This window comes from Streptomyces sp. TSRI0107 (genome assembly GCF_001905845.1).
Taxonomy (GTDB): Bacteria; Actinomycetota; Actinomycetes; order Streptomycetales; family Streptomycetaceae; genus Streptomyces.
On sequence record NZ_LIVZ01000001.1, the window covers coordinates 554528 to 567831 of the forward strand.

The window sequence follows — 13304 nt, forward strand, 5'->3', positions numbered from 1 at the left end:
GGGAACATGGCAGGGGAGCCACAGGACGACTGTCTGTTCTGCAAGATCGTCGCCGGAACCATCCCGGCCACGATCGTCCGTGAGACGGAGACGACCGTCGCCTTCCGGGACATCAACCCCCAGGCGCCCACCCACGTCCTGGTGATCCCCAAGGCGCACCACGCGAACGCCGCCGAACTCGCCGCCGCCGCCCCGGAGCTGGCCGCCGACGTGCTGCGCGAGACGCAGGCGGTCGCCGACGAGGACAAGCTGGACAGCTACCGCGTCGTCTTCAACACCGGCAGCGGCGCCGGCCAGACCGTCTGGCACGCGCACGCGCACGTGCTCGGCGGCCGCGGGCTGGAATGGCCCCCCGGGTAAGCCGTCGTGTCCGTACGTGAGTTCGTCGTCCTCGGCACCGCCAGCCAGGTCCCGACCCGGCACCGCAACCACAACGGCTACCTGCTGCGCTGGGACGCCGAGGGCATCCTCTTCGACCCGGGCGAGGGCACCCAGCGCCAGATGGCGCGCGCGGGTGTCGCCGCCCACGACCTGAACCGGATCTGCGTCACGCACTTCCACGGGGACCACTCGCTGGGCCTGCCGGGCGTCATCCAGCGGATCAACCTGGACCAGGTGCCGCACCCGGTGACCGCCCACTACCCGCGCTCCGGGCAGCGCTTCTTCGACCGGCTGCGGTACGCCACCGCCTACCGGGAGACGGTGAAGCTGATCGAGGCGCCGGTCGACGCGGACGGCGACCTCGCCCGCACCTCCTCCTACACGCTTCAGGCCCGCAGGCTCTCCCACCCCGTGGAGTCGTACGGCTACCGGCTGGTGGAGCCGGACGGCCGGCGGATGCTGCCCGAGCGGCTGGCCGCGCACGGCATCAAGGGCCCGGACGTCGGCCGGCTCCAGCGCGAGGGCGCGCTCGGCGGGGTCACCCTGGAGGACGTCAGCGAGGTCCGGCACGGGCAGCGGTTCGCGTTCGTGATGGACACCCGGCTGTGCGACGGGGTGTACGCGCTGGCGGACGGCTGCGACATGCTCGTCATCGAGTCGACCTTCCTCGACGAGGACGAGCACCTCGCCGTCGAGCACGGCCATCTGACGGCGGGCCAGGCGGCGCGGGTGGCCAGGGCGAGCGACGTGCGGCATCTGGTCCTCACCCACTTCAGCCAGCGCTACACCGACCCGGAGGAGTTCGAGCGCCAGGCCCGCGCGGCCGGGTTCGAGGGGGAGCTGACCGTGGCGCACGACCTGCAGCGAGTGCCGGTTCCGAAACGCAGGTAAATGGGGCGTACGATGCAATGATGCCCATCCCCAAAGCAGAACTGCACCTCCACATCGAAGGCACTCTGGAGCCGGAGCTGGCGTTCGAGCTGGCCGCCCGCAACGGGGTGACCCTGCCGTACGCGACCACGGACGAGCTGCGTGAGGCCTACCGGTTCGAGGACCTCCAGTCCTTTCTGAACCTGTACTACGAGCTGATGGCCGTCCTGCGCACCGAACGGGACTTCGAGGACCTGGCCGACGCCTACCTCGCCCGCGCCGCCGCGCAGGGCGTCCGGCACGCGGAGATCTTCTTCGACCCGCAGGCCCATCTCTCCCGGGGCGTGGCGATGGGCACCGTCGTCGAGGGGCTGTGGCGGGCGCTGGCCCGCAGTGAGGCCGACCACGGCGTCTCCACCAAGCTGATCATGTGCTTCCTGCGCGACGAGTCCGCCGGGTCCGCGCTCGCCACCCTGGAGGAGGCGAAGCCGTACCTGGACCGGATCACCGGCATCGGCCTGGACTCCGCCGAGGTCGGGCATCCGCCGGTGAAGTTCCGCGAGGTGTACGAGGCCGCCGCCGCGCTCGGGCTGCGCCGGGTCGCGCACGCGGGCGAGGAGGGGCCGCCGGAGTACATCACCGAGGCCCTGGACGTGCTCGGCGTCGAGCGCGTCGACCACGGCCTGCGCTGCATGGAGGACCCGGCACTGGTCGAGCGGCTGGTGCGGGACCGTGTCCCGCTGACCCTGTGCCCGCTGTCCAACGTGCGGCTGCGCGCCGTGGACACCCTGGCCGGCCACCCGCTGCCCGCGATGCTCGACGCCGGGCTGCTGTGCACGGTCAACTCCGACGACCCGGCCTACTTCGGCGGCTACGCGGGCGACAACTTCGACGCCGTACGCCGTGAACTCGGCCTGAGCGACGAGCGGCTGCGCGAACTGGCCCGCAACTCCTTCCTCGCCTCCTTCCTGGAGGACGACGAGGAGCGGCGGGAGCGCTACCTGGCCGAGGTGGAGGCGTACGAGTTCCCGTAGGCCGGTGCCCCCGCCGTGTCGTAGGCGGCCCGCTCGGCGGCGCCGGTGGCGGTGTCCACCGGGATCTCGACGACCGTGAGGTCCGCCGCCGGGGTCCGGCGCCGGTCGGCGAGCACGGCCACCGCCGTCATCGGGACGGCGATCACCAGCAGCCCGGTGGCGAGCACGAGGCCCATGCCCGTGAAGCCCGCCCGCTCGGACAGCAGGCTGCCGGTCAGCGGGCCCGCCGCCGTGCCCAGCGCGGACGCCGAGCCGACCAGCACCGCCCACCGGCCGCGCGGGTCCAGGGAGGCGGCGAGCCCGATGACGTACGACAGGACCACCGGGTAGAGGGCGTTCCAGGCGATCTCGCCCGCCGCGAAGGCCGGCAGGGACGTCGCCGAGGCGCTGAGCGCGATGCACCCGGCGATCAGCGTGGTGCCCACGCCGATCGGCAGCGCCCGCCCGAGCCGTGCCCCGAGCGCCCCGGCGCCCAGCACGCCCAGCAGGCCCGCGCCGAGCGCGACGGCGAAGACGACACCGACGGCCGCCTCGGTGAGGTGCGCCTGCGTCAGACCGATCCGGCCGCTGACGCCCCACAGGGCGTTCTGCGCCAGCGACCAGCAGGGCATGGCGGCGGCGAGGACGAGACCGGCGCGCAGGTGGGGGAGCCGGGCCCGTTCCTCCCGGACGACGGGGACGGCCGTGCGGCCGGGCAGCCGGCCGGTGACCGGCCACACGGCGAGCGCGGTCAGCGCGATCGCGGCGAGCGGCAGCCCGTGCGCCGGGCCCAGGTGGGGCACCGTCAGATAGAGCGCGCCCGCGAGCGCGGAGACGCCGAGCAGGCCGGCGGTGGAGGCGCGGTGCGGGTCATTCTGGGCGGCGATGCCGGACGCGGCGACCGCGGTGACCGTGCCGGACCCGAACCCGCCGAGCACCGCGCCCACGACGACGGCCGGGACGGTGCCGGTCAGCGCGGCGCAGCCGTAGCCGAGGGCGGCCAGGGTGAGGCCGGTACGGGCGAGGAGGCGGGCCCCGAGCCGGTCGACGTGCGCGGCCAGCAGGAAACCCGCCGACGCCGAGGCGAGGAGCAGCGCGCTGCCGACGGCGCCCGCCTGGGTGGCGGTCAGCGGCAGGCCCGCGTCCAGGCGGCCGACGGTGGTGGGCAGCAGGTAGGGGGCGAGGTACCCGGCCGTGAAGAGGGCGACGAGGGGCCAGGGCAGGGTGGTGCGGGGGGCGGACACGGGCGTTCCCGGGGCATGCGGAAGAAGGCTCAGAAAGGGGGAGGGGCGCAGGCCGTCGACGGACAGGAACGCGCGGGCAATTTGTATCAAGCACGCGGTTGCGCGAAGAAGCGCGGGGGGTGTGATCCGGGTCACTCTTCGGTTTGGGGTCGCCGAAGCCGGGTAGGCGGAGCTGCTTTCGCAGGTGAGGGGGCGGTTATCGCCAGTGGGCGGCGCCCCCGGCCGCCGGTGCCGTCGCCTCGATCTTCTTCCGGACCTCCCGCATGACGGCCACGATCCGCTCCTCGTGCCCCGGCGTCAGCCGGGCCACCGGCACCGAGCAGCTGATCGCGTCCTGGGCGGGGGCGTCGTAGCGCAGCGCGAAGCCGAATCCGACGATGCCGGGCACGCCCTCCTCGCGGTCGACCGAGTAGCCGCGCGCCCGCACCTCGGCGAGGTCGGCCACGAGCGACGCCCGGTCGGCGTGGGTGTTGGGGGTGAGGGTCCGGTACGGGCCCTCGGGCAGGGTGTCGTCGGGGCGTTCGGCCAGCAGGGCCTTGCCGAGGGCGCCCGCGTGGGCCGGGAGGCGGCGTCCGACGCGGCTGATGGTCCTGAGGTATTCGTGCGACTCCCGCGTCGCCAGATAGGCCACGTCCCGGCCGTCCAGCCGGCCCATGTGGATCGTCTCGCCCAGCGCCTCCGACGCCTCGTCGAGATACGGCCGCACGAGCCGCACCCGCGGATCGGAGTCGAGATAGCTGGTGCCGGTCAGCAGGGCGTGGATGCCGATGCCGTAGAGGGAACCGGTGATGTCGGTGCGCACCCAGCCGCGCGAGATCAGGGTCTGCAGCAGGGCGTACATCGAGCTGCGCGGCACGCCGAGTGCGTCCGCCAGCTCCTGGAGCCGGGCCGGACGGTCGCCGCGCTCGGCGAGCAGTTCCAGCAACTCGACCGTGCGCGCCGCCGACTTCACCTCGCGGACACCGCCGCCGCCTGTCTCCGACATGGGGCGATGGTATGCGCGAGGGTGCTGCGGCGGTGGGCCCCGGCCGCTATCTTCATACGAGAACGTCGTCTACGTAGGGAGATGACTGTGCTCCGTGACCTCCGGATCGCCCGGGTGACGCTGACCCCCGTGCTGGTCGCCGACCCGCCGCTGCTCAACACCCAGGGCGTGCACCAGCCGTACACACCCCGGCTCATCGTCGAAGTGATCACGGAGGAGGGGGTCACGGGAGTCGGCGAGACCTACGGCGACACCAAGTACCTCGACCTTGCACGGCCCTTCGCCGCCCTCCTCGAAGGGCACCGGGTCGACGACCTCAACGGCCTGTTCACCCTCGCCGACCGGCTCGCCGTGGACGCCGCCCGCGTCGACGGCGCCGTCGACGTCGGCGGACTGCGCGGCGTCCAGACCGTCGGCAAACTGCGCCTGTCCGTCGTCTCCGCCTTCGAGGTCGCCTGCCTCGACGCCCTCGGCAAGTCGCTCGGCCTGCCCGTGCACGCGCTGCTCGGCGGCAAGGTGCGGGACGCGGTCGAGTACAGCGCCTACCTCTTCTACAAGCCGGCGGCCCACCCCGAGGGCGTGCCGGCCGAGCCGGACGACTGGGGCGCCGCGCTCGACCCCGCGGGGATCGTGGCGCAGGCCCGCACACTCGAGGGGCGGTACGGATTCGGCTCCTTCAAGCTCAAGGGCGGCGTCTTCCCGCCGGACGAGGAGATCGCCGCCGTACGGGCCCTCGCCGAGGCCTTCCCCGGGCACCCGCTGCGGCTCGACCCCAACGGCTCCTGGTCCGTCCCCACCTCGCTGAAGGTGGCCCGGGAACTGGAGGACGTCCTGGAGTACCTGGAGGACCCCACCCTCGGCACCGCCGCCATGGCCGAGGTCGCCGCCGGCACCCCCGTGCCCCTCGCCACCAACATGTGCGTGACGACGTTCGCCGAGATCGAGGAGGCCTTCACGCGGAACGCCGTCCAGGTCGTGCTCTGCGACCACCACTACTGGGGCGGACTGCGCCACACCCAGCAGCTCGCCGCGATCTGCCGCGCCTTCGGCGTCGGCGTGTCCATGCACTCCAACACCCACCTCGGCATCTCCCTCGCCGCGATGACCCACGTCGCGGCCACCGTGCCGGACCTCCACCACGCCTGCGACTCCCACTACCCGTGGCAGTCCGAGGACGTCCTCACCGAACGCCTGACGTTCACCGGCGGCGCCGTACGCGTCCCCGACGCACCCGGCCTCGGCGTCGAACTCGACCGCGCCCGGCTGGCCGCCCTGCACCGCCGGTGGGCCGACGACGACGGCCGCCTGCGCGACCGGGACGACGCGGCGGCGATGCGGGTGGCGGAGCCCGGCTGGGAGAGCCCGAGGATGCCGCGCTGGTGAGAGGACCGCCCGGGACGGCCGGGACGGGTGACGTCCGCGTGACGGCGGTCGCGCTGTCAGTGGCGTGGTGCACACTGGCCCTGATCCGCATCACGTTCAGGGAGTGCACCGTGAACGCGTCCGCCGCCGTCCCCACCGCCGCCGACGAATCGACCGCGCTCGCCAGGCCCGCCGGAAAGGGCTGCCCGCCCCTGGTCGACCCGCTCGCCGCCCTGCGCGCCCCCGGCGACCCGCCCTGGGACGTCTATCTCACCGGCACCGTCTTCCTCGACATCATCTTCACCGGCCTCGACTCCGCGCCGGTGCGCGGCACCGAGTCCTGGGCGCGCGGCATGGGATCCAGCCCGGGCGGCGTCGCCAACATGGCGGCCGCCCTGGCCCGGCTCGGCCTGAAGACCTCCCTCGCCGCCGCGTTCGGCGACGACCACTACGGCGACTACTGCTGGGACGCGCTCGCCCAGGGCGAGGGCATCGACCTCACCCCCTCCCGCAGGGTCCCCGGCTGGCACTCCCCGGTCACCGTCTCCATGGCCTACGAGGGCGAGCGGACCATGGTGTCCCACGGCCACGAGCCGCCCCCCGAGGAACCCGCCCCCGACTGCCCGCCCCGCGCCCGCGCCGCCGTCGCTTCCCTGGTGCCCGGCACCTCCGCGCCCTGGATCGCCCAGGCCGCCGCCCAGGGCACCCGGATCTTCGCCGACGTCGGCTGGGACGACACCGGCACCTGGGACCTGTCCGCCCTCCCCGACCTGCGGCACTGCGAGGCCTTCCTGCCCAACGCCGAGGAGGCGATGCGCTACACCGGCACCACCTGCCCGCGCGCCGCCGCGCACGCCCTCACCGCCCATGTGCCGCTGGCCGTCGTCACCCTCGGCGAGGAGGGCGCGTACGCCGTGGACAGGCGCACCGGCGAGACCGCCGAGGTCCCCGCCATCGAGGTCGAGGCCCTCGACCCCACCGGCGCGGGGGACGTCTTCGTGGCCGGCTTCGTCACCGGCACCCTCGCCGGCTGGCGGCTCGCCGACCGCCTCGCCTTCGCCGGTCTCATCGCCGCCCTCTCCGTCCAGGAGTTCGGCGGCTCCCTCTCCGCGCCCGGCTGGTCCGAGATCGCCACCTGGTGGCGCAAGGTCCGCTCGCTCGACGACCAGGACCCCGCCGCCCTGGAGCGGTACGCCTTCCTCGCCGGCCTGGTCCCGGAGGACTGCGCCCAGCCGTGGCCGCTGCGGCGGGCGGTGCCGACGATCGGATTCGGCCGCTCGGCGTGAGGCGGGGCGGGGCACCGCGGCGGCCGCCGCCGTTCGAAAAGCCCTACGGCGTTGCCCGTGCCCCGTCGTACCCTTGGAATCGCGAGGCCGCCCTCAGCTACGCGGCCGTGATGAGGAGGAACCGCAGGCCTTAAGCGCCGGCCCATGACTCAGACACCCACAGCTCACACCCCCGCGCAGGGGCAGGCGAGAGCACAGTTCACCGTCCCCGCCCAGCACCCCATGGTGACCGTGCTGGGTTCCGGCGACTCCCTTCTGCGCGTGATCGAGAAGGCCTTCCCGGGGGCCGACATCCACGTCCGGGGCAACGAGATCAGCGCGGTCGGCGACCCCCGTGAGGTCGCCCTGATCCAGCGCGTGTTCGACGAGATGATGCTGGTGCTCCGCACCGGACAGCCGATGACGGAGGACGCAGTGGAACGCTCGATCGCCATGCTCAAGGCGAGCGAGAACGGGGAGAGCGACGGCCTGGAGACCCCGGCCCAGGTGCTGACGCAGAACATCCTGTCCTCGCGCGGCCGCACGATCCGGCCCAAGACCCTCAACCAGAAGCGGTACGTCGACGCGATCGACAAGCACACGATCGTCTTCGGCATCGGCCCCGCCGGTACCGGCAAGACGTACCTGGCGATGGCCAAGGCGGTGCAGGCCCTGCAGTCCAAGCAGGTCAACCGCATCATCCTGACCCGCCCCGCGGTGGAGGCCGGCGAGCGCCTGGGCTTCCTGCCCGGCACGCTCTACGAGAAGATCGACCCCTACCTGCGCCCGCTGTACGACGCGCTGCACGACATGCTCGATCCCGACTCCATCCCGCGCCTGATGGCGGCCGGGACGATCGAGGTCGCGCCGCTCGCCTACATGCGCGGCCGCACCCTCAACGACGCCTTCATCATCCTGGACGAGGCCCAGAACACGAGCCCCGAACAGATGAAGATGTTCCTCACCCGCCTCGGCTTCGACTCGAAGATCGTGATCACGGGTGACGTGACCCAGGTCGACCTCCCCGACGGCACCAAGTCCGGTCTCCGTCAGGTCCAGGAGATCCTGGAGGGCGTCGAGGACGTCCACTTCTCCCGGCTGTCCTCCCACGACGTCGTCCGGCACAAGCTGGTGGGCCGTATCGTCGACGCGTACGAGTTGTACGACAGCAAGCACGGCACGGAGAACGGCGCCCACAAGGGCCGTGGCAAGTCCGCTGCCAAGGGCTCCAAGGGGAAGTAGACCAGCACGACCATGTCGATCGACGTCAACAACGAGTCCGGAACCGAGGTCGACGAGCAGGCGATCCTCGACATCGCCCGCTACGCGCTCGCGAGGATGCGCATCCACCCGCTCTCCGAGCTCTCGGTGATCGTCGTGGACGCCGACGCCATGGAGCAGCTGCACATCCAGTGGATGGACCTGCCGGGGCCCACGGACGTCATGTCCTTCCCGATGGACGAACTGCGTCCGCCGTCGAAGGACGACGACGAGCCCCCGCAGGGCCTCCTCGGCGACATCGTGCTCTGCCCCGAGGTCGCCGCCAAGCAGGGCGCCGACGCGCCGACCAGGCACACCATGGACGAAGAGCTCCAGCTGCTCACCGTCCACGGTGTGCTGCACCTGCTCGGCTACGACCACGAGGAGCCCGACGAGAAGGCCGAGATGTTCGGCCTGCAGGCCGCCATCGTGGACGGCTGGCGCGCGGAGAAGGGCCTCACCGGTCCGTCCCCGGCCCCCACCGTGTCATGAGCATCCCGCTCGTCTCCGGCGCGATCGCTCTGGTCGTCGTGGCGTGGCTCGCCGCCTGCGCGGAGGCGGGCCTCGCGCGGGTCTCCAGCTTCCGCGCGGAGGACGCCGTACGCTCCGGGCGGCGCGGCAGCGCCAAGCTCGCCCAGGTCGCCGCCGACCCGACCCGCTACCTCAACCTGGCGCTGCTGGTCCGTGTCGCCTGCGAGATGGCCGCCGCCGCGCTCGTCACCTACGCCTGCCTCAAAGAGTTCGACAGCACCACCGAGGCGCTGCTCATCGCCATCGCGGTGATGGTCCTGGTGTCGTACGTCGCGGTCGGCGTCTCCCCGCGCACCATCGGCCGCCAGCACCCCGTGCACACGGCGACCGCGGCGGCGTACGTGCTGCTGCCGCTGGCCCGGGTGCTGGGCCCCATCCCGTCGCTGCTGATCCTCATCGGCAACGCGCTCACCCCCGGCAAGGGCTTCCGGCACGGCCCGTTCGCCTCCGAGGCGGAACTGCGGGCCCTGGTCGACTACGCGGAGCGGGAGTCGCTGATCGAGGACGAGGAGCGCCGCATGGTGCACTCCGTCTTCGAACTCGGCGACACCCTGGTCCGTGAGGTGATGGTGCCGCGTACCGACCTGATCGCCATCGAGCGGTACAAGACCATCCGGCAGGCCCTCACCCTCGCCCTGCGCTCCGGCTTCTCCCGGATCCCGGTGACCGGCGAGAGCGAGGACGACATCGTCGGGATCGTCTACCTCAAGGACCTGGCCCGCAAGACGCACATCAGCCGGGACGCGGAGAGCGAGCTGGTGTCCACGGCGATGCGGCCCGCGTTCTTCGTCCCGGACACCAAGAACGCCGGCGACCTGCTGCGCGAGATGCAGAAGGAACGCAACCACGTCGCCGTCGTCATCGACGAGTACGGCGGCACGGCCGGCATCGTCACCATCGAGGACATCCTGGAGGAGATCGTCGGCGAGATCACCGACGAGTACGACCGGGAACTGCCGCCCGTGGAGGAACTGGGCGAGGACCGCTACCGGGTCACCGCCCGCCTCGACATCACCGACCTCGGCGAGCTCTACGGCCTCGACGAGTTCGACGACGAGGACGTGGAGACCGTCGGCGGCCTGCTCGCCAAGGCGCTCGGCCGGGTCCCGATCGCCGGGGCCTCCTCGCTGGTGCCGCTCCCCGACGGGCGGAAGCTGCGGCTGACCGCCGAGGCCGCCGCCGGCCGCCGCAACAAGATCGTCACGGTGGTGGTGGAGCCGGTGGCCCCGGCCGACCCGGCCGAGGAGGAGACACCCGAGTGACCCCCCAGGAGCTGCGCGCCTTCTGCCTGTCCTTCAACGCGGCCGAGGAGGACTTCCCGTTCAACCCGGAGACCTCGGTCTTCAAGGTCCGGGGCAAGCTGTTCGCCCTGACGAACCTGGACGCGCGGCCCCTGACGGTCAACCTCAAGTGCGACCCGGAGGACGCCCTGCGCCTGCGCGCCGAGCACGAGGGCCTGATCGTCCCCGGCTGGCACATGAACAAGCGCCACTGGAACACGGTCACCGCCGACGCCGGACTCCCGGACCGCCTGGTCCGGGAGCTCATCGAGGACTCGTACGACCTCGTCGTGGCCGGCCTACCGCGCGCCGAGCGACTCCGCCTCGACCGCCCCTGAGGCCCGGCGCCGCAGCCCCACCGCGACCAGCACCGCCGCCACCAGCACGATCCCCGCGTCCAGCGCGATCACCGTGTGGACGCCCGCCAGCAGATCGTCCGAGGCCGTCGCCAGCACGCCGAGCAGGGGGATGCCCACGGTGAGGCCGACCTGCTGGGTGGAGGTGACCAGACCGGTGGCCAGACCCTGCTCCGCGTCGGGCACGCCGGACGTGACCGTCAGGCCGTACGAGATGATCGCGCCCAGGTGGAACATGCTGGCCAGGGACACGGCCGCGGTGGCCAGCCACACCGACCAGCCGCCCGTGCCGAGGCCGAGCAGCGCGGCGACCAGCGCGCCCTGCCCCGCGAGGGACACGACCAGGGTGCGGCGGGCGCCGAGCCGGGCGACGACCCTCGGGGTGAACGAACCGGCCACCACCGACAGCACGCCCTGCACCCCGAAGACCAGCCCGGTCCGGAAGGCGGACAGGCTCAGGACCTCCTGGAGGTAGAGGGTCAGCACGAAGATCACCGTGGACATCATCGAGAAGGTGACCAGCCCGCCCAGGTTGCCCCACGCCACCGTGCGGCGGCGCAGCATCGGCAGGGACACCAGCGGCGCGTCGGAGCGGGACTCCACGACCGCGAACACGGTGAGCAGGACGAGCCCCACGACCAGGCCGACCAGGACGTCCACGCGGCCGAAGCCGTGGTCGGCGGCCGTCGACAGGGCGTAGATCACGGCGAGCAGACCGCCGGTGACGGTGACCGCGCCCGGCACGTCCAGACGGGGCCGGTCCGGGGTCCGGGACTCCGGCAGCAGCGCGGGCGCCAGCGGCAGCACGATCAGGGCGAACAGCGCGAGCAGGCCCATCGTGGAGCGCCAGCCGAGCACATCGGTCAGCACGCCGCCCGCCACCATGCCGACGGTGAAGCCGAGCGACATCAGGGTGCCGGAGATGCCCAGCGCCCGGTCCCGGGCCGGGCCCTCCGCGAAGGTGGTGGTCAGCAGGGACATCCCGGTCGGCACGATCGCCGCCGCGCCCAGCCCCTGCAACGCCCGTCCGGCGAGGAACGACGCCGGGTCCCAGGCGAAGGTGGCCAGCACCGAGGCGGCGGCGAACAGGGCGAGCCCGGACAGGAACAGCTTCCGGCGGCCGTACAGGTCGCCGACGCGGCCGAACAGCAGCAGGAATCCGCCGGACGGCAGCGCGAACGCCGTCACCGCCCACTGCAGCGCGGACGGGCTCATGCCGAGGTCGGCGCCGAGCACCGGCAGGGCCACGTTGAGCACGGAGAAGTCCAGCGCGACCATGAACTGGGCCGCGCAGAGCACGAATAGGACGAGTTTGTCGCGCGTCGACAACCGGGTGCTGTCGGGCGGGCGGGGAACGGACGGGGTGGAAGTGGTGGTGTCGATCGCCATGTGCATGAGCATCCGGCGGTCGGAATACGGCTGGGGAGTCGGAACTTATGGTGGTGGTGGCAACACCAGCCGGCACACAGGCAGGACGAGGGGGATCCTTACGTGTCCGAGGACGCGACGAAGACGCATCGACGGCGTGAGCTGCGCGAGTTCCTGATGAGCCGACGTGCCCGGGTCACCCCGGCCGAGGCGGGACTGCCCGCGGGCGGCGCCCGGCGGCGGACGCCCGGACTGCGGCGCGAGGAGGTCGCCGTCCTCGCGGGCGTGGGCGCCTCCTGGTACCAGTGGCTGGAGCAGGGCCGTGACATCTCCGTCTCGCCTCAGGTCCTCGACGCGGTCGCCCGGGTGCTGCGGCTGAGCAACGCCGAGCACCGGCATCTGTACGTGCTCGCCGGACTCAACCCGCCCGCGCCCGAAGTGGCCCCGGAGAAGCGGCACATGTGCGACGGGCTGCGGCGGCTGATCGACACCTGGATGCCGTGTCCGGCGCACATCATGGACCCGTACTACAACACCGTCATGTACAACGACGCGGCCGCGATCGTGCTCGGCATGCGGCCCGACCAGACGCAGAACTGCGTCGTCGACTTCTTCACCGACCCCATGTACCGCGCCCGCGACGTCAGCTGGGAGCGCAACGCGCGCACGGTCGTCGCCCAGTTCCGTGCCGCCTGCTCGGCCTGCCCCGACGACGAGGGGTTCCAGGCGGTGCTGGCGCAACTGAAGGAGGCCAGCCCGGAGTTCACCCGGCTGTGGGAGGAGCGGGACATCGAGGACGCCGGGCAGATCCGCAAGGAGCTGGAGCATCCGCTGGCCGGCCTGCTGGTGCTGGAGGCCACGGTGATGAAGGTGCCCGCCCGGCCGGATCTGACGATCGTGCTGCACACCCCGCTGGAGGAGGCGAACACCGCGGCCAAGCTGGAGTGGCTGGCCTCGCCGGAGTCGCGGCGCGGGGCGCTGTACCCCGTTGCGGGCTGACCCCCGTACCGCTACGTATCCTCGAGCCATGACCGACAGCAGCGCGCTTGACCCCGAGGACCGCAAGATCGTCACCCTGGCCCGCTCGGCCCGGGCCCGCAACGGTGTGCCCGAGGGGGCGGCCGTACGCGACGAGACGGGCCGTACGTACGTGGCCGGGACCGTCGCCCTGGACTCGCTGAGGCTGAGCGCCCTGCGGACCGCGGTGGCGATGGCGGTGGCGTCCGGGGCGAAGTCGCTGGAGGCCGCGGCGGTGGTGACGGAGGCGGAGTCCGCGGCGGCGGAGGACCTGGCGGCCGTACGCGACCTGGGCGGACCGGAGACGCCGGTGCTGCTCGCGGGCCCGGACGGCACGGTCCGGACGACGGTGACGGCGGGCTGAGCCCGTTC

Annotated in this window: 14 protein-coding genes; 11 read left to right on the plus strand and 3 right to left on the minus strand. The window is 72.6% G+C overall.

Features of this window, described 5'->3' with window-relative positions:
* Window positions 1–6 precede the first annotated feature (6 nt).
* Genes AMK31_RS02405 through AMK31_RS02415 form a run of 3 tightly spaced genes read left to right on the plus strand, consistent with a single transcriptional unit; the run spans window position 7 to window position 2285 of the window.
* Window positions 7–360: a histidine triad nucleotide-binding protein gene (locus tag AMK31_RS02405; protein ID WP_073938590.1), complete on the plus strand. Its 354-nt coding sequence runs from the start codon at window positions 7–9 to the stop codon at window positions 358–360.
* Between the two features lie 6 nt (window positions 361–366).
* Complete coding sequence (locus tag AMK31_RS02410) at window positions 367–1272, plus strand: ribonuclease Z (RefSeq protein WP_073938592.1); 906 nt, start codon at window positions 367–369, stop codon at window positions 1270–1272.
* Between the two features lie 20 nt (window positions 1273–1292).
* On the plus strand, window positions 1293–2285 hold the full coding sequence (locus AMK31_RS02415) for an adenosine deaminase (RefSeq protein ID WP_073938960.1): 993 nt from the start codon (window positions 1293–1295) through the stop codon (window positions 2283–2285).
* On the opposite strand, the gene AMK31_RS02420 is transcribed toward AMK31_RS02415, so the two are convergent.
* Window positions 2249–3508: an MFS transporter gene (locus tag AMK31_RS02420; protein ID WP_073938595.1), complete on the minus strand. Its 1260-nt coding sequence runs from the start codon at window positions 3506–3508 to the stop codon at window positions 2249–2251. The genes AMK31_RS02415 and AMK31_RS02420 overlap by 37 nt on opposite strands.
* A gap of 196 nt (window positions 3509–3704) precedes the next feature.
* Complete coding sequence (locus AMK31_RS02425; protein ID WP_073938598.1) at window positions 3705–4493, minus strand: IclR family transcriptional regulator; 789 nt, start codon at window positions 4491–4493, stop codon at window positions 3705–3707.
* 87 nt (window positions 4494–4580) lie between these two features.
* Here AMK31_RS02425 and AMK31_RS02430 point away from each other — a divergent pair, with 87 nt between their 5' ends.
* The 6 genes from AMK31_RS02430 (at window position 4581) to AMK31_RS02455 (ending at window position 10529) form a co-directional block, all read left to right on the plus strand.
* Window positions 4581–5876: a glucarate dehydratase family protein gene (locus tag AMK31_RS02430; protein ID WP_198948402.1), complete on the plus strand. Its 1296-nt coding sequence runs from the start codon at window positions 4581–4583 to the stop codon at window positions 5874–5876.
* A 191-nt stretch (window positions 5877–6067) separates the two neighbouring features.
* Window positions 6068–7141 (plus strand): carbohydrate kinase family protein, encoded by a 1074-nt coding sequence (locus AMK31_RS02435; RefSeq protein ID WP_073938961.1) that lies wholly within the window; start codon window positions 6068–6070, stop codon window positions 7139–7141.
* Between the two features lie 144 nt (window positions 7142–7285).
* The gene (locus tag AMK31_RS02440) at window positions 7286–8362 is read left to right on the plus strand and encodes a PhoH family protein (RefSeq protein ID WP_073938601.1); all 1077 of its coding nucleotides are present in this window, start codon (window positions 7286–7288) and stop codon (window positions 8360–8362) included.
* 12 nt (window positions 8363–8374) lie between these two features.
* A complete protein-coding gene (gene ybeY / locus AMK31_RS02445; RefSeq protein ID WP_073938602.1) occupies window positions 8375–8872 on the plus strand; it encodes an rRNA maturation RNase YbeY in 498 nt (165 codons plus the stop codon).
* Window positions 8869–10173 (plus strand): hemolysin family protein, encoded by a 1305-nt coding sequence (locus AMK31_RS02450; protein WP_073938604.1) that lies wholly within the window; start codon window positions 8869–8871, stop codon window positions 10171–10173. Before ybeY ends, AMK31_RS02450 begins: the two co-directional genes overlap by 4 nt.
* The gene (locus tag AMK31_RS02455) at window positions 10170–10529 is read left to right on the plus strand and encodes an MmcQ/YjbR family DNA-binding protein (protein ID WP_073938606.1); all 360 of its coding nucleotides are present in this window, start codon (window positions 10170–10172) and stop codon (window positions 10527–10529) included. The genes AMK31_RS02450 and AMK31_RS02455 overlap by 4 nt, the downstream gene beginning before the upstream one ends.
* Here AMK31_RS02455 and AMK31_RS02460 read toward each other — a convergent pair.
* Window positions 10491–11936 carry an MFS transporter gene (locus tag AMK31_RS02460; RefSeq protein WP_073938962.1) on the minus strand — a complete coding sequence of 482 codons (1446 nt, stop codon included), beginning with the start codon at window positions 11934–11936 and terminating at the stop codon, window positions 10491–10493. The two genes, AMK31_RS02455 and AMK31_RS02460, sit on opposite strands and share 39 nt — an antisense overlap.
* Before the next feature lie 156 nt (window positions 11937–12092).
* Between AMK31_RS02460 and AMK31_RS02465 the strand changes: the two genes are divergently transcribed.
* Window positions 12093–12914 (plus strand): helix-turn-helix transcriptional regulator, encoded by an 822-nt coding sequence (locus AMK31_RS02465; RefSeq protein WP_073938963.1) that lies wholly within the window; start codon window positions 12093–12095, stop codon window positions 12912–12914.
* Window positions 12915–12942: 28 nt separating this feature from the next.
* Window positions 12943–13296 (plus strand): cytidine deaminase, encoded by a 354-nt coding sequence (locus AMK31_RS02470; protein WP_073938607.1) that lies wholly within the window; start codon window positions 12943–12945, stop codon window positions 13294–13296.
* Window positions 13297–13304 lie beyond the last annotated feature (8 nt).